This window comes from Flavobacterium rhizophilum (assembly GCF_046000485.1).
In the GTDB taxonomy this organism is placed as follows: Bacteria; Bacteroidota; Bacteroidia; order Flavobacteriales; family Flavobacteriaceae; genus Flavobacterium; species Flavobacterium rhizophilum.
The window spans coordinates 291,915-312,231 of record NZ_JBELQB010000005.1 but is presented as its reverse complement, the minus strand read 5'-3'; the positions used below and the strand labels follow the sequence as shown (position 1 = coordinate 312,231).

At 36.3% G+C, this 20,317-nt stretch carries 26 protein-coding genes; 13 read left to right on the top strand and 13 right to left on the bottom strand.

Features of this window, described 5'->3' with window-relative positions; genetic code table 11:
- Positions 1–16: 16 nt before the first annotated feature.
- Genes ABS768_RS08720 through ABS768_RS08705 form a run of 4 tightly spaced genes read right to left on the bottom strand, consistent with a single transcriptional unit; the run spans position 17 to position 3,128 of the window.
- Entirely contained in the window at positions 17–871 is an 855-nt protein-coding gene (locus ABS768_RS08720) for a TraB/GumN family protein (RefSeq protein ID WP_408074574.1), read from the bottom strand.
- A 6-nt stretch (positions 872–877) separates the two neighbouring features.
- Complete coding sequence (locus ABS768_RS08715) at positions 878–1,519, bottom strand: hypothetical protein (RefSeq protein ID WP_408074572.1); 642 nt, start codon at positions 1,517–1,519, stop codon at positions 878–880.
- A 12-nt stretch (positions 1,520–1,531) separates the two neighbouring features.
- On the bottom strand, positions 1,532–2,026 hold the full coding sequence (locus tag ABS768_RS08710) for an RNA polymerase sigma factor (protein ID WP_035136061.1): 495 nt from the start codon (positions 2,024–2,026) through the stop codon (positions 1,532–1,534).
- 40 nt (positions 2,027–2,066) lie between these two features.
- Positions 2,067–3,128 carry a DUF3810 domain-containing protein gene (locus ABS768_RS08705; protein WP_408074570.1) on the bottom strand — a complete coding sequence of 354 codons (1,062 nt, stop codon included), beginning with the start codon at positions 3,126–3,128 and terminating at the stop codon, positions 2,067–2,069.
- A 72-nt stretch (positions 3,129–3,200) separates the two neighbouring features.
- Here ABS768_RS08705 and ABS768_RS08700 point away from each other — a divergent pair, with 72 nt between their 5' ends.
- The 6 genes from ABS768_RS08700 to ABS768_RS08675 all read left to right on the top strand — a co-directional run bounded on the left by ABS768_RS08700 (position 3,201) and on the right by ABS768_RS08675 (position 8,976).
- The gene (locus ABS768_RS08700) at positions 3,201–3,467 is read left to right on the top strand and encodes a (2Fe-2S) ferredoxin domain-containing protein (RefSeq protein WP_035136059.1); all 267 of its coding nucleotides are present in this window, start codon (positions 3,201–3,203) and stop codon (positions 3,465–3,467) included.
- Positions 3,467–4,360 carry a LysR substrate-binding domain-containing protein gene (locus ABS768_RS08695; RefSeq protein WP_408074569.1) on the top strand — a complete coding sequence of 298 codons (894 nt, stop codon included), beginning with the start codon at positions 3,467–3,469 and terminating at the stop codon, positions 4,358–4,360. Before ABS768_RS08700 ends, ABS768_RS08695 begins: the two co-directional genes overlap by 1 nt.
- A gap of 74 nt (positions 4,361–4,434) precedes the next feature.
- Complete coding sequence (locus tag ABS768_RS08690) at positions 4,435–5,364, top strand: YeiH family protein (protein WP_408074567.1); 930 nt, start codon at positions 4,435–4,437, stop codon at positions 5,362–5,364.
- 107 nt (positions 5,365–5,471) lie between these two features.
- Positions 5,472–6,938 (top strand): aminoacyl-histidine dipeptidase, encoded by a 1,467-nt coding sequence (locus tag ABS768_RS08685; protein WP_408074566.1) that lies wholly within the window; start codon positions 5,472–5,474, stop codon positions 6,936–6,938.
- A gap of 274 nt (positions 6,939–7,212) precedes the next feature.
- Positions 7,213–7,857: a hypothetical protein gene (locus ABS768_RS08680; protein WP_408074565.1), complete on the top strand. Its 645-nt coding sequence runs from the start codon at positions 7,213–7,215 to the stop codon at positions 7,855–7,857.
- Positions 7,858–7,905: 48 nt separating this feature from the next.
- Entirely contained in the window at positions 7,906–8,976 is a 1,071-nt protein-coding gene (locus ABS768_RS08675) for a helix-turn-helix domain-containing protein (RefSeq protein ID WP_408074564.1), read from the top strand.
- A 47-nt stretch (positions 8,977–9,023) separates the two neighbouring features.
- Here the strand turns inward: ABS768_RS08675 and ABS768_RS08670 are convergent, their stop codons facing one another.
- The 3 genes from ABS768_RS08670 to ABS768_RS08660 all read right to left on the bottom strand — a co-directional run bounded on the left by ABS768_RS08670 (position 9,024) and on the right by ABS768_RS08660 (position 11,219).
- A complete protein-coding gene (locus tag ABS768_RS08670) occupies positions 9,024–9,590 on the bottom strand; it encodes a pentapeptide repeat-containing protein (RefSeq protein ID WP_408074562.1) in 567 nt (188 codons plus the stop codon).
- Positions 9,591–9,779: 189 nt separating this feature from the next.
- Positions 9,780–10,274: a DUF6265 family protein gene (locus ABS768_RS08665; RefSeq protein WP_408074561.1), complete on the bottom strand. Its 495-nt coding sequence runs from the start codon at positions 10,272–10,274 to the stop codon at positions 9,780–9,782.
- 42 nt (positions 10,275–10,316) lie between these two features.
- A complete protein-coding gene (locus ABS768_RS08660; RefSeq protein ID WP_408074559.1) occupies positions 10,317–11,219 on the bottom strand; it encodes an NAD(P)/FAD-dependent oxidoreductase in 903 nt (300 codons plus the stop codon).
- A gap of 114 nt (positions 11,220–11,333) precedes the next feature.
- On the opposite strand from ABS768_RS08660, the gene ABS768_RS08655 reads away from it, so the two are divergent.
- Positions 11,334–11,714 (top strand): Fur family transcriptional regulator, encoded by a 381-nt coding sequence (locus tag ABS768_RS08655; protein ID WP_408074558.1) that lies wholly within the window; start codon positions 11,334–11,336, stop codon positions 11,712–11,714.
- Positions 11,715–11,802: 88 nt separating this feature from the next.
- On the opposite strand, the gene ABS768_RS08650 is transcribed toward ABS768_RS08655, so the two are convergent.
- Positions 11,803–12,282, bottom strand: a complete 480-nt coding sequence (locus ABS768_RS08650; protein ID WP_408074556.1) for a hypothetical protein — start codon at positions 12,280–12,282, stop codon at positions 11,803–11,805.
- A 383-nt stretch (positions 12,283–12,665) separates the two neighbouring features.
- Positions 12,666–12,956 carry a hypothetical protein gene (locus ABS768_RS08645; RefSeq protein ID WP_408074554.1) on the bottom strand — a complete coding sequence of 97 codons (291 nt, stop codon included), beginning with the start codon at positions 12,954–12,956 and terminating at the stop codon, positions 12,666–12,668.
- A gap of 283 nt (positions 12,957–13,239) precedes the next feature.
- On the opposite strand from ABS768_RS08645, the gene prfA reads away from it, so the two are divergent.
- A complete protein-coding gene (prfA, locus tag ABS768_RS08640; protein WP_330442977.1) occupies positions 13,240–14,313 on the top strand; it encodes a peptide chain release factor 1 in 1,074 nt (357 codons plus the stop codon).
- A 151-nt stretch (positions 14,314–14,464) separates the two neighbouring features.
- Here the strand turns inward: prfA and ABS768_RS08635 are convergent, their stop codons facing one another.
- Together ABS768_RS08635 and ABS768_RS08630 are read right to left on the bottom strand one after the other, a co-directional pair.
- Positions 14,465–14,980: a hypothetical protein gene (locus ABS768_RS08635; RefSeq protein WP_408074553.1), complete on the bottom strand. Its 516-nt coding sequence runs from the start codon at positions 14,978–14,980 to the stop codon at positions 14,465–14,467.
- A 172-nt stretch (positions 14,981–15,152) separates the two neighbouring features.
- A complete protein-coding gene (locus tag ABS768_RS08630) occupies positions 15,153–15,581 on the bottom strand; it encodes a response regulator (protein ID WP_408074552.1) in 429 nt (142 codons plus the stop codon).
- Between the two features lie 176 nt (positions 15,582–15,757).
- Between ABS768_RS08630 and pyrF the strand changes: the two genes are divergently transcribed.
- The 5 genes from pyrF (at position 15,758) to ABS768_RS08605 (ending at position 18,719) form a co-directional block, all read left to right on the top strand.
- On the top strand, positions 15,758–16,567 hold the full coding sequence (gene pyrF / locus ABS768_RS08625; RefSeq protein ID WP_408074551.1) for an orotidine-5'-phosphate decarboxylase: 810 nt from the start codon (positions 15,758–15,760) through the stop codon (positions 16,565–16,567).
- An 84-nt stretch (positions 16,568–16,651) separates the two neighbouring features.
- Positions 16,652–17,407: an ABC transporter substrate-binding protein gene (locus ABS768_RS08620; RefSeq protein WP_408074587.1), complete on the top strand. Its 756-nt coding sequence runs from the start codon at positions 16,652–16,654 to the stop codon at positions 17,405–17,407.
- 610 nt (positions 17,408–18,017) lie between these two features.
- Complete coding sequence (locus ABS768_RS08615; protein ID WP_330442981.1) at positions 18,018–18,239, top strand: hypothetical protein; 222 nt, start codon at positions 18,018–18,020, stop codon at positions 18,237–18,239.
- 16 nt (positions 18,240–18,255) lie between these two features.
- Entirely contained in the window at positions 18,256–18,456 is a 201-nt protein-coding gene (locus tag ABS768_RS08610) for a hypothetical protein (protein ID WP_330442982.1), read from the top strand.
- A complete protein-coding gene (locus ABS768_RS08605) occupies positions 18,453–18,719 on the top strand; it encodes a hypothetical protein (protein ID WP_408074550.1) in 267 nt (88 codons plus the stop codon). Before ABS768_RS08610 ends, ABS768_RS08605 begins: the two co-directional genes overlap by 4 nt.
- 185 nt (positions 18,720–18,904) lie before the next feature.
- Here ABS768_RS08605 and ABS768_RS08600 read toward each other — a convergent pair whose 3' ends face one another.
- Together ABS768_RS08600 and ABS768_RS08595 are read right to left on the bottom strand one after the other, a co-directional pair.
- Positions 18,905–19,345: a thioredoxin family protein gene (locus tag ABS768_RS08600; protein WP_408074549.1), complete on the bottom strand. Its 441-nt coding sequence runs from the start codon at positions 19,343–19,345 to the stop codon at positions 18,905–18,907.
- A 241-nt stretch (positions 19,346–19,586) separates the two neighbouring features.
- Positions 19,587–20,303 carry a DUF4197 domain-containing protein gene (locus tag ABS768_RS08595; RefSeq protein ID WP_408074548.1) on the bottom strand — a complete coding sequence of 239 codons (717 nt, stop codon included), beginning with the start codon at positions 20,301–20,303 and terminating at the stop codon, positions 19,587–19,589.
- Positions 20,304–20,317: the final 14 nt, after the last annotated feature.

The following is a 20,317-nucleotide window of genomic DNA, read 5'->3' as shown; positions in this document are numbered from 1 at the left end:
AGAGATTTTATAATGACTATTTAACAGCCTCTACAGTATAGCCTTTTTTACGTAAAAGCATAATAACGCCTTCTTTTCCGCCAAGGTGTGCAGCACCAACAGCAAAAAAGGTAGGGGTTGTTTTAGCAATTTCTTCTATTTTCGGGATCCAGTTTTTGTTGCGGTTGGTTAATAAGATATCGTTATTGTCGCCATATATCTTATTTTCAGACTCGTTCATGACTTTCATAATTTTATTCAGGTCTTTGGAGTTGTATACTTCCATTAACTTTTGGAATTCGGTTTTATCATGCTCCATATTGTCTTTGGCAGTCTTAACCAGTTCTTCTATCTGAGTTTCATAGGGTACCTGGTCAAAAATTGCCATTTGTTCCTCAATGGTTTCCAGCCCAAAAACTTCCTCTTTCTGCTCATGGGTAATTTTCATAAGTTCTTCCTCAAAGGATTGCATAGGGCAGTCTATCATTTTAGCGATAAGGGACATGCTTATAAGGGCAGGTTTAAGATTGTCCATTAGTTTAATGGAAACGCCCAGTTCTTTTTTAAAGAAAGTATCGAGTACGGCAAAGTCTTCTTCCTTTATCATAGTACTGATTTTCTTGCCATCTTTCATTATCATATCCTTCATCATCTCTGATTTCAGGGCAGGATCATCCATGTCCATTTCAAGATAAAGCTGGCGGGTACTGTCCAGAGCGGTAAGTACGTTTTTGTCTAGTGTGGCATCGCAGGTAATGTGCATGGTGCCAAATAGGTAAGAAGGTTGTTTAATGCCATTGCCGCTTATTTTCCAAAGTAATGATTTGTCCAGTTTTTGTGCACTGGCTCCAATGGTAAATAAGGCAATAATGGCAAATAAAATCTTCTTCATTGTATGTTAAATCTCTATTTTTTTAAGTTCCTGATAGTTTTTATTAAGGCGTTTAAGCAACAGGCCATAAATTAACTTATAGAAAAGCCATAATACGGTAACTATAAGTGATACTCCAATAATACCCCCTACAAAATAAAGCAGTGTTGCCTGTACGCTTTTACCGTGCTCTTCAAGGTCATGGAAAGTGGCCAGCCATTCAGGGTCGTTGTAATACAGTATCAATAGTACTACTAAAGACATTACTACTGTGTAGGCCAATTTAATAAAAATATATCGTGATACAATTTTTCTTGTTTTTAAAATATTGGACATCAGGTTTTTCACTGTGTCTGTATTCGTTATTTTTTTGTAATTAACATAAAACAGATACATAAAAACGAGGTTTATGCCCATATCTATAGAACCGAAAACCGTATTCAATGAAGTGCCTATATATTCTACCATTGATTTTGCACTTGGAGTATCATTCAACATAAATGTAAGCGTTAGGAAAAACGCAAACTCTATGATACTGATAAGCAATATCCACTTTACAATGGAAGAAGACCTTTTGTGCAGCATGGCGTAGATTTCATTCTCAGAAATCTTCGGATAACGGTCTCCGTTTTTATTCCAGTCGTTTTTTAATTTATCTAATACGTCCATCTTATATCCTTATTACGGATTTAATATTTTTTTCAGTTTCCCTTTAATTCTGTTCATTTTTACCCTTGCATTTACCTCGCTAATACCCAGCGTTTCGGCAATCTCTCCATAATCTTTGTCTTCGAGGTACATAAATACAAGGGCTTTTTCTATATCGTTAAGCTGATGCACCGCCTGGTAAAGCAGCTTAATGTGTTCTTCCTCTTCATAATTGTATTCTTCCTGGTTTACCTTGTGTATGGTACTGTTAAACTCTATAGTGTTTATGGTTTTAGATTTTTTCCTGTATAGGGTAATGGCAGTATTAAGCCCCACGCGGTAAGCCCATGTGGTAAATTTTGAATCGCCCCTAAATTGCGGAAAAGCTTTCCAGAGTTGTATGGTGATCTCCTGAAAAAGGTCTTTGTGGGCATCTTCACTATCTGTGTAGAGCCTGCAAATTTTGTGTATCAGGTTTTGATTTTCCTGTAACTGTTCGACAAATGACCTTTCTAAATCTGATCCCATAATCCATTTGTATATCAAAATGTAAAATTGTTACACTTTGTTATAAATCTTTTTCTTTGTAGTAGTTAACTAGGTAGCCTACAAACTTACTGTACGTTTCAAGTCCGTCTTTTTGATGGTTTAATTTCAGGTAGTTATCATAGAAACCTTTAAAAATGACTTCTATAAACGAGGAGTAACGATCGTTAAATTCCTGACTTTCCTTAAAATTAAGCAGTATGCCTTTATTAATTAACGGTAGCATGCTTTCGGCTTTTTCCTCGTCTAGTTTTTCTATATTCCTCATGCAGTATTTTAAAGCAAATACGTAACCCGAATATTTAAAGTAAAGGTCGGTATTATATATAGAAGCCATATAACCTATAAAATTAGCCTCACTCTCACTGGCATACCCCAACTGATGTGACATTTCATGGCAGGTAGTTGTAGGATAGTTGTATAACGGCAGGTTGTAGTTTACCTGAGCTTCATTGGTAAAAGGGTTAAGATATCCGCCAAAACCCATATAGGAGAGTGGCGTACTTATTAAAGACGATTTTACACTTTCTCTTTTATAGGTAAAATCAGGGTAGGTTTGTGCCAGTTTTTCATAGCCATTAAGAGCCATACCATATATTTGCTGTACTGTGTAAGGGTTAACTACTTTTGTGCTGTCGTCCTTCACAATTTGAAGGTGCATTTGGTTGGCCTTGGTAATTAAACGTTCGGTAAATGATACAAGTTCTTCCTCAGTGTATTTTTTTTCAAAGCCCATTTTTTCATTCAGGGGAACCCTGTGGTAGTTGGTAGCCCAAAGCAGGTAGAACAAAAAGTAGAAAACCGAACAAAAACTTAGTACGGTAAGTATATTGTTTTTGTATTGCTGTCGCCATGTTTTTCGGGTTTTCCAAATCCATCTGATAATGAAAAAAATAACAATACCATAAATAATATCGCCTATGGAAAAGCCGAAAAGCCCGAAAAATATACGAGAACCTTTAGAGATGTATTGGTAGAGTCCATTACTGTAATAACGCTCTACAAAATCAGGGAAAAAAGATAACAGGTTAACTATCAGTATTTGGACTAAAAGCAGGGTACTCAGTATTATCTTTTTTTTCATTGGTTTTATTATCTGTCTGATGTAAATATAAGTAGTATTTTTGTACTGATAAACTGTTACAATGTTAACCCGATGAAAAAGATTGATGCTCCTGAAAAGGTTATTTTTATGTGTGACGGAAAAAAATGCGGCCGCTACAACAAATCGTTACGCAAATGTTTTAAGGAGGAACTCAAGGAGGCCGGGCTAAAAAAAGATGTGGATATAGTGCGAATGGAGTGTACCGATAACTGCAAACAGGCTCCTGTAATTTGCCTGCAACCCCAAAATGTATGGCTGGCGGAAGTAAACGAAAAAGGCGTTAAGGAGATAGTTAACCAATACTTTATAAAAGAATAATGTTTGATTTTAGGCTAAAGGTTTTTAATACAACGGCAAAAAGGCTGAGCTTTACCAAAGCAGCTTCCGAACTGTATATAACCCAACCTGCCGTAACCAAACATATAAACGAAATAGAAAAGCATTTTAATGTAATGCTTTTTGAACGCAACGGTACTAAAATTAAGCTTACCCCGGCGGGAGAACTGCTCCTGCAACATACCGAAAAACTTTTTGCCCTGCACCATGATTTGGAACTGGACATGAAAGGTTTTGGTAATAAGCAGGAAGGTGTACTGAGGATAGGTGCCAGTACTACTATTGCACAGTATATACTACCGCCTGTTTTGGCTACTTTTAAAAAGCGATATCCTAATATACAGCCCGAACTACATATTCATAATACCGAACATATAGAGGCTTCCCTGGAACGTGACGAGATTGACCTTGGCGTTACCGAAGGTTCTTTTAAAAACACATCGTTTAAATACATCCCCTTCCTTAAAGATGAACTGGTGCTTGTGGTAAGGGAAAAACATGAGTTACTTAAAAAGCAAAGCATTTCCCTAACAGAACTCACACAGTTACCTTTATTAATGCGCGAGCCCGGATCGGGGACACTCGATGTAATTGCCGATGCGTTGGCGAAACATAAAGTGAAACTCTCTGACCTAACTATCGAAATGCGTATGGAAAGCACCGAGGCTATTAAACAGTACATTGCCAATAGTGATACTGCGGCTTTTCTTTCGGTCTATTCGGTTTATAATGAACTGAAGCAGGGACGCTTTTCTATAATGGATATAAAAGGGCTTAGTATAAACAGGGATTTGTTCTTTATCCAAAAGCACGGCAACGAAAAACAACTGCAGTCGGTTTTTATGGATTTTGCTCTCCATTATAACTTTAGGTAATAACTCATTACCAAAAACGATTTCTTCAGCCTTTTATTTAAGCAGAGCTTTGTTGTGTTAAATAATTAAAGGTTATGATATTCCAAAATATAAGTAAGCCACTGTTTGTAATTGCCATACTGTTTTGCCTTAGTCCGTGGGGTAGTCCTCCGGTAGCATTACTGTTAGGTATAGTACTGGCATGGACAGCAGGGAACCCGTTTAAAAAACAGAGTGCAAAGGCTACCCATTATTTACTACAGGCATCGGTAGTGGGACTGGGATTTGGTATGAATGCAGATAGTGCACTTAAAGCCGGTAGTGAAGGAATTATATTCACTGTTTGTTCCATAGCGGGTACTTTACTCTTGGGATTTGCATTGGGTAAAGTTTTTAAAACCGACAGGAAAACGTCTTATCTTATAGCATCGGGTACAGCTATTTGTGGAGGTAGTGCCATTGCAGCTATATCTCCTGTTATAAAGGCCGGGGAAAAACAAATATCTGTAGCGCTGGGGGTGGTATTCATACTAAATTCGGCTGCACTGTTTTTGTTTCCGGCAATAGGGCATCTGCTTAATTTGAGTGAACAGCAGTTTGGATTGTGGAGTGCCATTGCCATACACGATACCAGTTCGGTAGTTGGTGCGGCGGGCAGTTATGGTGCAAAAGCACTGGAGGTAGCCACTACTGTAAAACTGGCTCGCGCCCTCTGGATAATACCTGTCGCTTTTCTTTCGGCAATGGCATTTAAAACTAAAGAAGCTAAGGTTAAAATTCCGTACTTCATAGGGCTGTTTGTACTGGCCATGCTTGCCAATAACTATTTTCCCCTTGTACAATTAACAGGTCCTTATATAGTAACAGCAGCAAAGGCAGGACTGACACTCACCTTATTTTTAATAGGTAGTTCGTTAAGCAGGGAAGTATTACTGGCTGTGGGAATAAAACCTTTTATTCAGGGTGTATTGCTATGGGGAGCTATAAGCGTGGTAGCGTTACTTGCGGTAATATCTTTTGGTTAATAGGTGTATAGCCTACCTCTACATCGTTGTAATTTGTTTACCTTTGTGGCACCGATAATCAATCGGTGCAGAAAAACGAATTATTAAGAAGATAAATATCACGATTAATGAGCCAGGAAGTAAGAAACCTTGAGCCTAAAGCGCTCTGGAACAAATTTGCCGACCTGAATGCCGTACCAAGGCCTTCTAAAAAAGAAGAAAGGGTAATTGCCTTTATGAAAGATTTTGGTGCTAAACTTGGGCTGGAAACTATTGAAGACGAGGTAGGTAACGTTATTATTAAAAAACCGGCTACTCCGGGAATGGAAAACCGCAAAACCATAGTGATGCAGTCGCACCTTGATATGGTTCACCAGAAAAATGCCGATACTGATTTTGATTTTGATACTCAGGGTATTGAGATGTATGTGGATGGCGACTGGGTTAGAGCTAAAGGAACAACCCTTGGTGCCGATAACGGTTTAGGTGTTGCCACTATAATGGCAATTTTAGAAAGTACAGATATTAAGCACCCTGCTATCGAAGCGCTGTTTACTATTGATGAGGAAACAGGTATGACAGGTGCAATGGGACTTAAAGGCGGACTACTGGACGGTGAGATACTGCTTAACCTTGATACCGAAGAGGACGACGAAATTGATATAGGATGTGCCGGAGGTATTGATGTTACTGCCGAAAGAGAGTATAACGAGGAGGAAACTCCTGAAAACTCTGTAGGATATACCATTACCGTAAAAGGACTTAACGGTGGTCACAGTGGTATGGACATCGATAAAGGACTTGGTAATGCTAATAAAATTATGAACCGCCTGTTATTTGACAGCTTTGAGAACTTCGGGCTTCAGGTGGCTGAAATAAACGGAGGGAGTCTTCGTAATGCAATTCCGCGTGAGAGTTTTGCAAAGGTGATTATCTCTGAGATTTTTGATGAAGCTTTTGTATTCGATATGCAGGAGGTTATCAATGATATCAAAACAGAATATAAAACTACCGAACCTAACCTTGAAATTAAGATTGAAAAATCGGCTGATACTCCTGCTAAAGTAATGGAGCTTGGCGTACAGGAAGGTTTAATACGTGCCATTTATGCTGCTCATAACGGAGTGTACCGCATGAGTGCTGATATGGCCGACCTTGTTGAGACTTCAAATAACATTGCAAGGGTTATTGTTAAGGATGGTAAAATACATATAGGATGTTTAACACGTTCGTCTGTAGAGAGTTCTAAGTTTGATTTAGCTAATGGACTACGTTCGGCATTCGAACTATTTGGTTGCGAAGTAAACTTCTCTGGTTCTTACCCGGGTTGGACACCAAACGTAAACTCTCCTATACTTGAAGTATTAAAAGAGATATACGAAAAACAGAATAACGAGAAACCAAATGTAGTGGCTTGCCACGCAGGTTTAGAGTGTGGCATATTAGGTACTAACTACCCTGATATGGATATGATTTCATTTGGTCCTACCATTAAAGGAGCTCACTCTCCTGATGAGAGAGCAAGTATTAAATCGGCTCAAAAGTACTGGAAATTCGTACTGGAGATTGTAGAGAATATTCCGCTTAAAAACTAAGTAAAAAGTTTAGTTCGCTATAAAATTGAAGTCCTGCATTTTGCAGGACTTTTTTATTACTAAAATCAATATTTATAATTTTTATTTTTGAATATTAGAATTCAATCAATTACTATCTAAAAATATTTGTATAAAACTTACAAAACAAACTACAATTTTTTTTAAAAAATATATACAATTTTTAAAAAAAATTATATATTTGTATTGCTAAAAAAATCTCTGCGGCAACAGAGATCGATTTAGTGCTCCAGAGGTACTTTAAAAATAGACGCTTATGAAAGCACAATTATTACATGGCGAAGATAGTAATTCTTCAAGAAGAATGCAAGGGAAAAGGTCACTTGCTAATTATGAAGCTTGTAAACATGATTTAGGTAAGGAACTTGGATTATTGTTTTCAACTTATCATTCAGCTTTAGCTGAAACTCAAACATTATTATTAGGCTTTCCTCCAGAGTATAGGTCAAAGGCTCTTGAAGCTGGTATTATGCAAAGTAATTTTGCGAAATATCTTCATGCTAATTTTAATGAAAGGACTTTTTATGGTAAATATAAAAGGCTTATTTTAAGAACTGATGGTTACTTAATTCTATTTAAGAAACTTGATGGTAAAGGTTATCCAATGAATATTAAAACGCAGAATGTTCAATCAATTCTTTCACAACAGCAAACATTAGATTTATTTGCCGAAAGTAATTATAATGATGAACCTATTCTGTATTTTGGTTATCAGAAAGATAAATTGAATGCCTATGTGAATCCCCAATTGATTTACATTGATGAGGGGGAAATTAAATTTTCTATTACAGAGAAAGATTTAGGGAATGATTTATACAGAGAAGATAAAAATATTGTGACACCACCAGCTGGTCCACAACCTACACTGAAAAATGTTATCCCTATAAAAAAAGTACAATAAATTAATAACTCTACCTCTGGAGTTATTCTTATAACTTAAAATAATAACATGAACAACAGACAATTGACTTTTGCGCGTGAGTTTAGAGGCTATTCTCAAACAGAGTTAGCTAACTCAATTAAAGGTTTGTCTCAATCTAATTTATCTAAATTCGAGAAGGGATTAGGATATTTGTCAGAAGATTTACAGAAAAAGATAATTGATTTTTTAGATTTTCCTGTGAGTTTTTTTGAAAGAAAAATTAATAGCACTATTACTCATGCACATTATCGAAAAAAATCAGCAGTTTCAAAAGCTGAAATAACAAAATTTGAAAATAAGTGTAAGCTACTTGGTTACATAGTAGATGAAATGTCTGAGTCCATAAATTGGCCAGAATTTAATTTTATACAGCTAAATATTGAAGAAGGTTACTCTCCTGCTTATATAGCAGGTTATAATAGGGCTGCTCTAAAAATTCCTAAAGGAGCACCTTTGAAAGATATCTGTAATTTATTAGAAAATAATGGTGTAATTATTTATGAAATGGAGATTCCTGAGAAATTTGACGGGATTTCTTTTTTTACAGATAAAGGATATCCGATAGTTATAATCAATCGTAATTTTCCAAATGACAGAAAGAGGTTTACAATAGCTCATGAACTAGGTCATTTATTAATGCATAATGATTTTCAGTTTCCCATCTCAGAATATAGAGATGAAAAGTTTAAAGAAAAAGAAGCGAATGAATTTGCTAGTGAATTTTTAATGCCTAGTAGTGATATTAAAAATTCTTTAAGAGGTTTGAAATGGAATGATCTTGGTGTTTTAAAAAGTTATTGGCTAACTTCAATAGCATCTATAATAAGAAGAGCTAAAGATTTGGAATGTATTTCCAATGATAGATTTAAACACTTTAGGATTGAGATGTCAAGGTATGGGTATAATAAAAAAGAGCCAATAGATGTTTATATAGATAAACCCCAATGTTTTAAAAATGGATATCATCTGTTTAAAAACGAATTATCTTATTCAGATGATGATTTTGTTCAAACAATGAACTTACCTTTAGATATTATCAAGGATATATTTTATTATGATAGGCTTGTTTCTCTCAAGGTTGTTAGGAATATAGCCTAATTAAAAAATCAAAGCCGCTATAATAAGCGGCTTTGTTATTTATGCTTTTATTCTATTACAATATTAAACCTGTCCAATAGTCCTGTTACGGCAGGTAGTGAGAATTTAGCTTTTTTTATACGGTTTTGTTGCGGGTCGATGGAGTAGTTTACAGCTGAGCGTAAATCGGCTTTTTCCAGTATGGTATTTTCAAATATGGCATGCTTAAAGTCGCAGTTGGTAAATGATGCCTCAGTAAAATCGGTTTCTGTCAGGTCGGCTTCCTGTAGGTTACAGTTGGTAAAGCATGCTTTTTTAAGCTTTAGCTGATAGAAGGAGGTAAGGTTTAACTGGCAGTCGGTAAAATGCATTGCAATTAAAAACGGATCGGCAACGCTAAAGTTGAGTCCGGTCATTTTACAATCTTTAAAAAACACCTCTTTAAAACCCGTACCACGCACCTTGGCATTACTAAAGTTACAGTCGGTAAACTCACAATCGGTAAATACAACACTGCTTAGGTCGCAGGCAGAAAAGTTACAGCCTGTAAAAGTGCAATTATCATATTCGCCTTTTGGTATATTGGAAACAGTATAATCCATACCTTTAAAGTCGGTTCCTTCGGTATAGTGCATTAGCTGAGGTTTTACTGCTAAAATAAGAAAAGATAGTGTTATTTTATTTCTTCATTTTAGGTATAAAAAGTAATGTCTGTCATTCTGAACGCAGTATAGCAGAGTGAGGAATCTCTTGTATTTACATTAAGTATAATTGGAGATTTTTTGACTCCATTTCATTACGCTCAAAATGACAGACGAGATTAATTATCTTCTTTTAAACGGGAATTTTTGTGAAGTTGTTTTTCCATCTTTCAATCCTGATATTTCTGCCAAAAGGGAATCCTTATTAACTTTTCGATACGTGATTTTAGTAGGGAAATCGTGAGCCGGGTTTTCAAAAACAAGTAAGGTATCATTAGCCGATGTCATTTCAAAACTAACTGGTTTTCCGTCATTTTGGTTAGGTACGGTAATAATCATATTAAGTTTACCGTGGGTTTCGGTTAGCCTCATCGTTTCGGCAAATAAGGTATCACTGCGATGCTTTATAAAATAAGATTCACCCGTGTAAACCGAATCGTTTTCCTTTATCCATGTTTCAGAAAACTCGGCATCAGGGCTTTTATTTACCCATTGTCCTAAAAACCATTCGGCTTTTTCAAGCTCGGGATAGGTTTTAGCTTTAGTTTCTTCGTTTTTTTTACAGGCAGTAAAAAGCAGGCAACCTGCAGCTGTAATAAGTATAAACTTTTGTTTCATGACTGATTGGTTTTGTTACCCGCAATTTACTCTTTTTTGGGATTAGAAAACCTCAAAAGCCAATTCACCGTTTATTACAGCCCCCGCTTTGTTCCCTGTTGCCACAGCCGTAGCTACAGATCGCATAGGGGTAGTACAGTCACCACAGGCATATATGCCCGGTATGTTTGTTTTTTGCATTGGGTCTGTTTTAATGTAACCGTTTTCATCCAGTTCGCAGCCTAAATTCTGAGGTAACAGAGTGTGCTGTACAAAAGCCGCCCTATGATATACAGCCTCGAGCAGATACGCCTTACCGTTACGGGAAATAAGTGCCTCTGCCTGACCTTTACTCTGTTTTAGCTTAATGATGTTATCTTCAATAATAGCTATGTTGTGCTTAGTAAACTTTTCCAGTTGCTCTTCGGTAAAATCGGCTTTGCCATTAGTGTATATAGTAATGTCGTTGGTTAACTGGAGTAATAACCCTGCATAATGATAAGCTGCTTCGCCATTACCAAGTATCCCCGTTTTTTTGTCTCTTGCCTCATAACCGTGGCAGTAAGGGCAATGTACGGCAGATATACCCCAGCAGTCCTCAAAATTATCTATAGCAGGCATAATATCGGTAACTCCGGTAGCAAAAAGAAGTCGTTTAGCAGAACATACCACATTGTTTTGTGTGGTAATACTAAAACTATCTTCTGTTTTTACTACATTGATAACCTTATCATTCATAAAGTTTACGGTAGGGTAGGCAAGAACTTCCTGTTTTGCGCGTAGTGCAATATCGGCAGGAGTTTTACCGTCGTTGGTTATAAAGTTATGGGAGTGAGGTGTATGCCTGTTACAGGGTTTACCGCTGTCTATTATCAAAACTTTTCTGCGGGAACGTCCCAGAGCCATGGCAGCCGAAAGCCCCGAGTAGCTTCCGCCAATGATTATAACTTCGTAATCTGTTTGCATGATTATGATATTTTTGATTGATGATTGAACTTAGTAGTTTGGCAAATGTATATAAATTTTGTATTATTGCAACGATATTGCATTAAATAATTGCAACAATATTGCGTTAAGGAGATGAAAAGAAGAAACACACCGGCAAAGAGTACTATTTTAACCCTTCTAAAAGATGCGGGTACGGCACTAAGTCAGGACATGATTGAAGATAAGGTAAAAGGAGAAATGGATAGGGTTACCATTTACAGGGTACTTAACAGTTTTTGTGAAGACGGGATTACGCACCGCATATTGGCAGATAACGGTAAATATTATTTTGCCCTTTGCCTTAATTGTGGGGAAGATAAGCATGAGCACAACCACAATCACTTTCATTTTAGGTGTACCAAATGTGAAAAGGTTGAGTGCCTTGATGAGGAAGTTACTTTAACTCTGCCACAGGGCTATATAAAGCAAACTATAAGCAGTTGGGTTACCGGTTACTGTAATAACTGTTCATAATAAAAAACGGAGGCATAAAGCCTCCGTTTTTTATTTATTGGTCAAAATCTAACCCCCTCGTTTGTTAATAAATAAATTTGAGTTTGAACTACAGGGCTAACTCCCTGCTTTGTTCTTGTGTTACCTCCACCTTTTCATATATTTTAGAAAACTCATGTGGCTGAGGTTTGGCATAAGTAAAATACATTTTGTCGTTTCCTATTGGGAAAGTCAGTTTATAGTTTACCGGCCAGTAAGTAGATTCAGAATCAAAGGCATAAACATCGCCTTCTACCTGACTCCAGGTATAATCGGTATAAAATGTACCTTCCGGACAGTTTTTTGCCGATAGGGCGGTGCCGTCAGGATTTATGGTCATTATTTCCTGTTGGCATTCATTTGTAATTGGTGAGTAAACACCATCATAAATAAAACCTGTTGCTTTCCAGGTTGCAAAGATAGTAGGTGGGGTTGTTGCTGAGTCGTTTGTAGATGCTGTTTCCTCACTTTCACCGCTGCATGCAATCATCAGATTCATTAGCAGGACAAGCGGAACAAGCTTTAAAAATCCTCTTTTTACGTTGTTCATAATAAATTAATAGATGTGTATTCGTAAGGGGGTGTGCAAATATAATACGAAATATATAAATGAGTAGTTTTTAAAAGGGTTAATTAGTTGTTAATCAGTATATTTAGTAAGAAAAAACTTAAAAACTATGCAGTTTGTAATGATATGGGTAAAATTCTATAAATCAATATGGTATGAAAAACGGTTAAAAACAACAAATCCCGATAACGCGAGTTATCGGGATTTGTTTATTATTTTAAGAAGGAGTATTACTGTCTTTTAAAAACCGTATATTCTGGATCTCCTTCAAAAGAAAAAGTCATTGTATCATCTTCAAAAGTAAGGTTTAAATTACTACTTTCTTCACCTACTATAATAGAATAAACTCCTTCAGTTGTTTTTAATCATTCAAAATTTGTAATTTCATCGCCGGCATTACAATCATGAACTGTTAGTATGCCGGTGAAATCATCGTTCACAATCATTTCTCCGCTTTCACATTCATCATCTTCAATGTTTATATACTCATCTCCCTCCATATATCCAATAACTTTCCAATTGCCTATAAATGCATCTGGTGTTTCTGTATTTGCATCATTATTATTTGCCGCATCATCATCGTTTGAGCAGGCTACCATAAAAAGGATTGTGAATATTGCAACAGTTTTTAGTAAAGTGTGATTTAGTTTTTTCATAAAATTTTAAATTATAATTATTGATTGTTTTAATTTGAACAACTATTTACCAAAAGTGATGCCAAACAGTAAATTCTTACAAAAAAATATAGTTTAATGGTTTTGTAAATTAGGTTTTAATCGATTTACAAATACAATTTTATAATGAGGTAATAGTGATAGGCTGGTTTTGTTTCGGTAAGGTATTTGCAGTATTTATACAGGCTAAACTTGTTTTATGGAGTAAAGCTGATAATACAGGAAAAATTCGTAATTTTGCACCTCGAAATAAGGAGATAAAAACATGTTAGACAGGTTACAGATAATAAAACAGCGTTTTGATGAGGTTTCTGACCTTATTATACAGCCGGACGTAATTGCCGATCAAAAACGCTATGTACAGCTTAATAAAGAATACAAAGACCTTAAAGGACTTGTAGAAAAGCGTGAAGAGTACATTAAAGTAACAGGAGGTATTAAAGAAGCTCAGGAAATTATAGCCGACGGAAGTGATGCTGAGATGGTGGAGATGGCTAAAATGGAACTTGATGAGAATAAAGCGCGCCTTCCACAGCTTGAAGAGGAAATAAAGTTCATGCTTATACCTAAAGACCCTGAAGATGCCAAAAACGTAATGGTAGAGATTCGTGCAGGTACAGGTGGTGATGAGGCGAGTATTTTTGCCGGAGACCTTTTCAGGATGTATACCAAATATTGTGAAAGCAAAGGCTGGAGAACCAGTGTTGTAGATATTAACGAAGGTACATCGGGTGGATTTAAAGAGGTTATCTTTGAAGTTACCGGAGAAGATGTATACGGTACGCTTAAATTTGAAGCAGGTGTACACCGTGTGCAACGTGTACCTCAAACCGAAACTCAGGGACGTATACACACATCGGCAGCTACTGTAATGGTACTACCGGAAGCAGAGGAATTTGATGTACAAATTGATATGAATGATGTTCGTATCGATTTATTCTGTTCATCAGGACCTGGAGGACAGTCGGTAAACACCACAAAATCAGCAGTGCGTATGACACACGTTCCAACAGGACTTGTAGCGCAGTGTCAGGATGAGAAATCACAGCATAAAAATAAAGATAAGGCTTTACAGGTACTTCGTTCCCGTTTATATGAAATGGAGCTTGCCAAGAAACAGGAAGCCGATGCTGCAAAACGTAGCTCACAGGTAAGTAGTGGTGACCGTTCGGCAAAAATCCGTACGTACAACTACCCGCAGGGGCGTGTTACAGACCATAGAATAGGACTTACGCTTTATGACCTTGATGGTGTAATGAACGGAAGCATCCAAAAGCTTATTGATGAGATACAGCTTGTAAACAATACAGAGAAACTTAAGGAAAGTGAAGTTTTCTAAAAATACAAATCCCGCCAACAGGCGGGATTTTTTTTATATCTCAGGGTAATAAGTAAACTAGTGCAATTATTATAAGGTGTTTTTTCATTTTGGAGAAATTGAAACGCTAAAATAAAAACTCCTACCAACAAGCGGGAGCTTTACTTAATTATTAATAACGATTTATTATTCCTTCATCAAGAACAATCCATTTGCCGTTCACTTTTTTCATAAATAGTATCCGGTCTTTAAATAATCCGCCATCAAACTGGTTTGTAACTTCTTGTAATCTAAATACAGCGATATCTTTACTATAATACATAACCTCGGTAAAAAAGTATATTTTTTCGCGTAATGAATAATCTGCCAGCTTTCTTACAGAATCTATTTCCTGCTTAGAGAATACCTTGTTTTTAAAAGAAAAGTTATTACTCTTCCAGTAATCAGGTGATGGGTTGTCTGCACTTTTATTAAGCATTTTTTTCCCTGCCTTTTCATTATAAAGCATTGTCTGGTTAAATTTTAAATCCCATTTGCCATTATTCCTGTTATAGTGTGATGTATTATTCAATGCTTTTAATGCATCTTTTTTTGACAATTTATTTTGCCCAATCCAAACAAAGGAATCCCTAACCTTATTATTGTAAAAGGAATCATTTACAGTATCGTTTAATACATACTGTATCATATAATCATTTATAGGCTGGTTTTTATTTATTGTACAGGCTGAACACAATGTGAGAAGCAAAAATAAAGCAAGGTGTTTTTTCATTTTGGAGAAATTGAAATGCTAAAATAAAAAAAAAACTCCCGCCATTTAAGGAAGGAGCTTCAAAGTAGTAGATCAGGATTAGTAGTAGTTATAGTATTTGTGCGTTTTTCCAGTAGGTAATAATATCGTTTATCAGTTTTTTATAAGCCGGATAGCTTATTGGTTTTACAAAATATCCCTGTATGGATAATTCGTATGCTTTTCGCAGAAACTTTTCGTTATCACGGGCGGTAGTCAGGAAAATAAATGGAATTGCTTTTTGTCTTAATTCAGTATCACTAAAAATAAGGTTTCGCAAATCGAACCCATTTACTTTAGGCATATTGATATCTGATATAATAATAAATGGCCTTGCCTCGTCTGACTTTAGGAAATCAACAAGATCTTCGGCCTCTTCAATAAGTACCAATCTGTTCTTATAGCCATGCTCTTTACCCAGCTCTTCGAAGATATGGATAAGCAGCTCTCTGTCGTCAGAGTCGTCTTCAATTATTATTATGTCGCCGTCTTTATTCATTAAATAATTTTCGGTAATTTAAATTGTAGATATAAATCTATACTATTAGTCCTACAGTTTTATATATTTTCGATAAAAGTCTTTAAACTGTCGTTAAACGGTTTATTTCCTGAAATAAAAAGCAATTCGTACTTTTGCACCATAATAGCTTTTTCAGGTAAAACTCAAACAAAAACATGACAACACAGCAGCTACACCAAAACATTCTTGATAAGAAATCTTTTTTATGCATAGGCCTTGACGTGGACCTTAATAAAATCCCGCAACATTTACTGGCTACAGAAGATCCTATCTTTGAATTTAATAAAGCCATCATTGATGCTACTCACGATTTGGCCGTAGCTTATAAACCTAACACTGCTTTTTATGAGGCATATGGAATTAAAGGCTGGTTGTCGCTGGAAAAAACCATAAACTATATTAACCAAAAGCATCCTGAACTATTTACCATAGCCGATGCTAAAAGAGGAGATATAGGAAATACGTCGGCAATGTATGCCAAGGCATTTTTTGAAGACCTTAACTTTGATTCGGTTACCGTAGCACCTTATATGGGTAAGGATAGCGTTGAGCCGTTTTTGGCTTTTAAAAACAAGTTTACAATTATGCTGGCGCTTACCTCTAATGCCGGAGCTTTTGATTTTCAAACCAAAACCGTAGAGGCTGAGGAGTTGTATAAAACCGTACTTAAAACCTCTAAAGGATGGGAAAACAGTGAAAATCTTATGTATGTGGTTGGGGCTACAAAAGCAGAGTATTTTACCGAGATTAGAAAAATTGTACCTAACAGCTTTTTACTTGTGCCGGGTGTAGGTGCACAGGGAGGTAACCTGCAGGATGTATGCAAGTATGGTATGAGTGATAATGTAGGGCTTTTAATTAACTCGTCAAGAGGTATTATTTATGCTTCAAACGGAGAGGATTTTGCTGTAAAAGCAAGAGAAGAGGCTTTAAAGATTCAGCAGGAAATGGCTGAAATTTTATAGTTAATACTATAAACTGAAATTTTGGAACAAACAAAAACATATACAGACCAGCTGGGAAACACCATTACGCTTACTAAAGCGCCAATGCGTATCGTATCTATAGTCCCTTCACAAACAGAACTTCTTTATGATCTTGGCCTTGAGGATAAGATTGTAGGGATAACCAAGTTTTGTGTTCACCCGTATCACTTAAAGCAAACCAAAAGGATTATTGGCGGTACCAAAAGGGTACACTATGAAAAAATAAAGGCGCTGGAGCCCGATATTATTATAGCCAATAAGGAGGAGAATACACCAGAGATTGTTGAAAGGCTTAGCGAAATAGCTCCTGTATGGGTGAGTGATATTATTACTATTGAAGATAACATCAAAATGATAGAGGAGCTGGGAAAAATATTTTCGGTTCGTACTAAGGCCCAACACTGGGTTGATAAAATAAACCACGGGTATACCGATTTTAAAAAGTTTATGGAAGGAAGGCCGTTTAAAAGGTCGGCTTACTTTATCTGGAAAAATCCGTATATGGTTGCCGGAGGTAATAACTTTATCAATGAGATGCTTAAACTGAACCATTTTACCAATATCTACGAAGACAGGGAAGGGCGTTATCCGGAAGTTATCGTTCAGAAAATGAGGATTCAGGGTGATCCTGAGGTGATATTCCTTTCGTCAGAACCTTATCCGTTTAAGGATGAAGATGCTTTTGAACTGGGTAGGCATACGCACCACGCACAAACCATTTTTGTTGATGGCGAAATGTTCTCCTGGTATGGTAGCAGAATCGTAAAGGCGTTTGATTACTTTAAACAATTGCAGTTACGTATAGAAGAACCGGCTTAGTGTACTGGTGTCAATAATCAGTGAGTAGAGTTTAGTTCTGCTCTGAGTTGAGGTTGGAGTGCGTCATTGCGAGGAGGCACGACGTGGCAATCTGTTATGTGTTCAGATTCTTCCTGTCGTAAGAATGATACTTAGTGTTTGTCATTTCGAAACGAAACGTAGTGTAGTGAGAAATCTTTAAGGTTTAGAGATTCTTCCTATCGTAAGAATGACAAGCAGTATTGTCATCTTGAACGCAATGCAAAGGAGTGAAAGATCTCTTATCCTTTTGTCTTGCCACAAAAGAACGAAAAAGGCACGGCTATGACTCCTTAAGCTAAAAATTACTGCACTCGGCTAAACCATCCAAACTCGGCTTGCGCCTCAAACAGCGGATGCTTTTTTACGCCTTGTTTGTAATTTTCTATACGCTACGGAGCCTGATGCCGAAACTTCACGCTGATATTGATATGGGATTTGAGTTCTTCCAGTCATTGCGAGGAGGCACGACGTGGCAATCTTTTCTAATACAAAACAAATTCTTTTCAACTACCTGTTAATAAGTATTATACGATTAAATAACAGTGATTGATTAATTTAGTAACATTATAAATCCCAAAAATATAATGTTATGAGTAGTTTTATTGAAATCCCTTATGGGAAAGAAGATGTAATCATTAATACTTTGGAGATTGCAAGTATTAAAAGTAGCGGTAAATCAATAGTGTTAAAGTTAACAAATGGAGATAGTTTTACCTTTGCAGCAACTCTTGAAAAATTTAGAGAGTTATTAAAACCTGAAAAAATAGAAGCCGATAGAAAAACAGGTGTAAATCTTGCATCCATGATGTAATTTTAAATAATGATATATGGAATTTTTACACATTACCGATGAGAATGAAGAAAAGATTTCTATCAATCTCAATCAGATTATATTAGTCAGAGAAGTTGACGATAGGCAGGTAGATATTGTTACAGCAGTAGGTACATTTAGACATATTGCTAACATATATGATTTTACTGAATTTCTTGAAAAGAAGGGGAATAATTTAATTCCTAAAAAGAAATGACAACCGAACAATGGCAAGAAGTTTATGATAATTTTTATTATTATAAACATCAAATAGATAAACTATGCGACGATTATTATTTACCAAGTGATAAAATCAAAGCAAAGGGTTTCATGGACGAAGCTTATAATAAGATCAAATATAATTCTGTTCTTTTAGAATTGTTCAATAAAAAAGTGAACATTAATGATTTAAAGGATATATCCCAGTTTTCTTATGCTGTAAGTATATTTTTAAATGAAATAAAAACCTTCAATTTATGAATTATGAGATATCTCCCTCCGGCTCGACATGACAGCGAGGTGTGTTATTCTTACGAAGTATCTTTCTTCCATTCCGACTGTAGCGATAGCGTAATGGAGGAATCTCTACTATAATTAAGATTTCTCCACTTCATTACATTTCGGTCGAAATGGAACAGCACTACGTTTCGCTCGTAATGACAAAGCTATTTCTTTCCCAGTTTTTTAAAATACTCAATGTATTCCTTTGCGGTATTAAACTGTTCGTAGCCACCACGGTCTATAACACGGCCGTATTTGTCCAGTATAACGATGTAGGGGAAAAAGCCGTTACGGTTATAGCGCTCGGTAAGAATTATTTTTGGGTCGTTAATGTCAACAGGTTCTGATTCCCCTTTCTTTTGCAGGAAATCGGCTCTTAACAGTATCCAGTTTTTCTCGGCTTCGGCTTTAAACTCTTCGCTCTGCCATACTTTACGCTCAAGTTCAATACAGCGGGAACACCAGTCTGACCCCGAAAAAACCAATAGTATGTTTTTATTTTGGGCAATGGCTTTGCTCTTTGCAGTTTCCAAATCCATATTCCACTCCTGGCAAAAGCCCATAGCGTTCAGCATAAGGCATACAAGTAATACGCACTTTTTCACATCTCCAAATTTCCGCAAATGTAGAAAACAAAACGATTTAAAAAACAGTGGGTTAAAAATATTTTAGAGCTATAAAAAACAAAAATGCCAATAGCATTTACTACCGGCACTTTTCTTTAACTAACCCTAACTAAATGTGAGAAAACTATTTTAGTTTCAGCGTGCAAATTACTTAAAAAAAGTAGCTTCTAACGTTAAGGTAATGTTATATGTATATTATTGTAAATTAAAGTGTTAGCTTTTAGTTGTCCTGCAAAGCAAATACCTTTTTTAATAGCGGGGATGTTCTCTCGCTAATATTGTTTCTTATCTCTTTTTCCTCTACAGATATCATGGTGAATACCCCGTTTAAGGCCTGTGTTGTTACATAGTCGGTAAGGTCAGGGTTTACCTTATCTACAAAAGGAAGTTTGTTATACTTGTTTATTATATTTTCCCATACCTTATCGGCTCCCACTTTATTGAAAGACGACTTGATAACTGGGTGAAACTTAGAGTATAGCTGAGTGGTGGTGGTTTTTTCCAGATAAGTAGTTGCCGATCTGTCGTTACCCATTAATATGTTTTTGGCATCTGTAAAGGTCATATCCTTCACTGCCGAAACAAAAATAGGTGTAGCTTCTTTCACGGCATCTTCGGCGGCGCGGTTCATCATTTTCAAACCTTCGTCTGCCAGTGAGCCAAGCCCTACTTTTCGTAAACCTTCGTCTACTTTTTTAAGTTCGTCGGGCAAAAGTATCTTTACCATTTCGTTTTTATAAAAACCATCGGTAGCAGTAAGTTTGCTTACCTGCTTGTCTATACCTTTATCCAGCGCTTCTTTAAGTCCGGAAGCGATATCGGCATTACTTATAATTCCGTTTTGCGGAAACTGTTCTGCCATTTGCTGGAGTTCGGCACATCCTGAAAAGGAAACCGATAGCATAATGGCAAAAACAGGGATCAGTATTTTTTTCATGTATTTGGGTTGGT

Coding starts and splice junctions, on each gene's coding strand:
- ABS768_RS08595 (WP_408074548.1), bottom strand. CDS start 20,303: ATGAAAAAAATACTGATCCCTGTTTTTGCCATTATGCTATCGGTTTCC.
- ABS768_RS08675 (WP_408074564.1), top strand. CDS start 7,906: ATGAACAACAGACAATTGACTTTTGCGCGTGAGTTTAGAGGCTATTCT.
- pyrF (WP_408074551.1), top strand. CDS start 15,758: ATGACAACACAGCAGCTACACCAAAACATTCTTGATAAGAAATCTTTT.
- ABS768_RS08720 (WP_408074574.1), bottom strand. CDS start 871: ATGAAGAAGATTTTATTTGCCATTATTGCCTTATTTACCATTGGAGCC.
- ABS768_RS08680 (WP_408074565.1), top strand. CDS start 7,213: ATGAAAGCACAATTATTACATGGCGAAGATAGTAATTCTTCAAGAAGA.
- ABS768_RS08715 (WP_408074572.1), bottom strand. CDS start 1,519: ATGGACGTATTAGATAAATTAAAAAACGACTGGAATAAAAACGGAGAC.
- ABS768_RS08620 (WP_408074587.1), top strand. CDS start 16,652: ATGCGTATCGTATCTATAGTCCCTTCACAAACAGAACTTCTTTATGAT.
- ABS768_RS08670 (WP_408074562.1), bottom strand. CDS start 9,590: ATGCACTATACCGAAGGAACCGACTTTAAAGGTATGGATTATACTGTT.
- ABS768_RS08710 (WP_035136061.1), bottom strand. CDS start 2,026: ATGGGATCAGATTTAGAAAGGTCATTTGTCGAACAGTTACAGGAAAAT.
- ABS768_RS08635 (WP_408074553.1), bottom strand. CDS start 14,980: ATGATACAGTATGTATTAAACGATACTGTAAATGATTCCTTTTACAAT.
- ABS768_RS08630 (WP_408074552.1), bottom strand. CDS start 15,581: ATGAATAAAGACGGCGACATAATAATAATTGAAGACGACTCTGACGAC.
- ABS768_RS08605 (WP_408074550.1), top strand. CDS start 18,453: ATGACAACCGAACAATGGCAAGAAGTTTATGATAATTTTTATTATTAT.
- ABS768_RS08695 (WP_408074569.1), top strand. CDS start 3,467: ATGTTTGATTTTAGGCTAAAGGTTTTTAATACAACGGCAAAAAGGCTG.
- ABS768_RS08650 (WP_408074556.1), bottom strand. CDS start 12,282: ATGAACAACGTAAAAAGAGGATTTTTAAAGCTTGTTCCGCTTGTCCTG.
- ABS768_RS08645 (WP_408074554.1), bottom strand. CDS start 12,956: ATGAAAAAACTAAATCACACTTTACTAAAAACTGTTGCAATATTCACA.
- ABS768_RS08655 (WP_408074558.1), top strand. CDS start 11,334: ATGAAAAGAAGAAACACACCGGCAAAGAGTACTATTTTAACCCTTCTA.
- ABS768_RS08690 (WP_408074567.1), top strand. CDS start 4,435: ATGATATTCCAAAATATAAGTAAGCCACTGTTTGTAATTGCCATACTG.
- ABS768_RS08705 (WP_408074570.1), bottom strand. CDS start 3,128: ATGAAAAAAAAGATAATACTGAGTACCCTGCTTTTAGTCCAAATACTG.
- ABS768_RS08700 (WP_035136059.1), top strand. CDS start 3,201: ATGAAAAAGATTGATGCTCCTGAAAAGGTTATTTTTATGTGTGACGGA.
- ABS768_RS08685 (WP_408074566.1), top strand. CDS start 5,472: ATGAGCCAGGAAGTAAGAAACCTTGAGCCTAAAGCGCTCTGGAACAAA.
- ABS768_RS08610 (WP_330442982.1), top strand. CDS start 18,256: ATGGAATTTTTACACATTACCGATGAGAATGAAGAAAAGATTTCTATC.
- ABS768_RS08660 (WP_408074559.1), bottom strand. CDS start 11,219: ATGCAAACAGATTACGAAGTTATAATCATTGGCGGAAGCTACTCGGGG.
- ABS768_RS08665 (WP_408074561.1), bottom strand. CDS start 10,274: ATGAAACAAAAGTTTATACTTATTACAGCTGCAGGTTGCCTGCTTTTT.
- ABS768_RS08615 (WP_330442981.1), top strand. CDS start 18,018: ATGAGTAGTTTTATTGAAATCCCTTATGGGAAAGAAGATGTAATCATT.
- prfA (WP_330442977.1), top strand. CDS start 13,240: ATGTTAGACAGGTTACAGATAATAAAACAGCGTTTTGATGAGGTTTCT.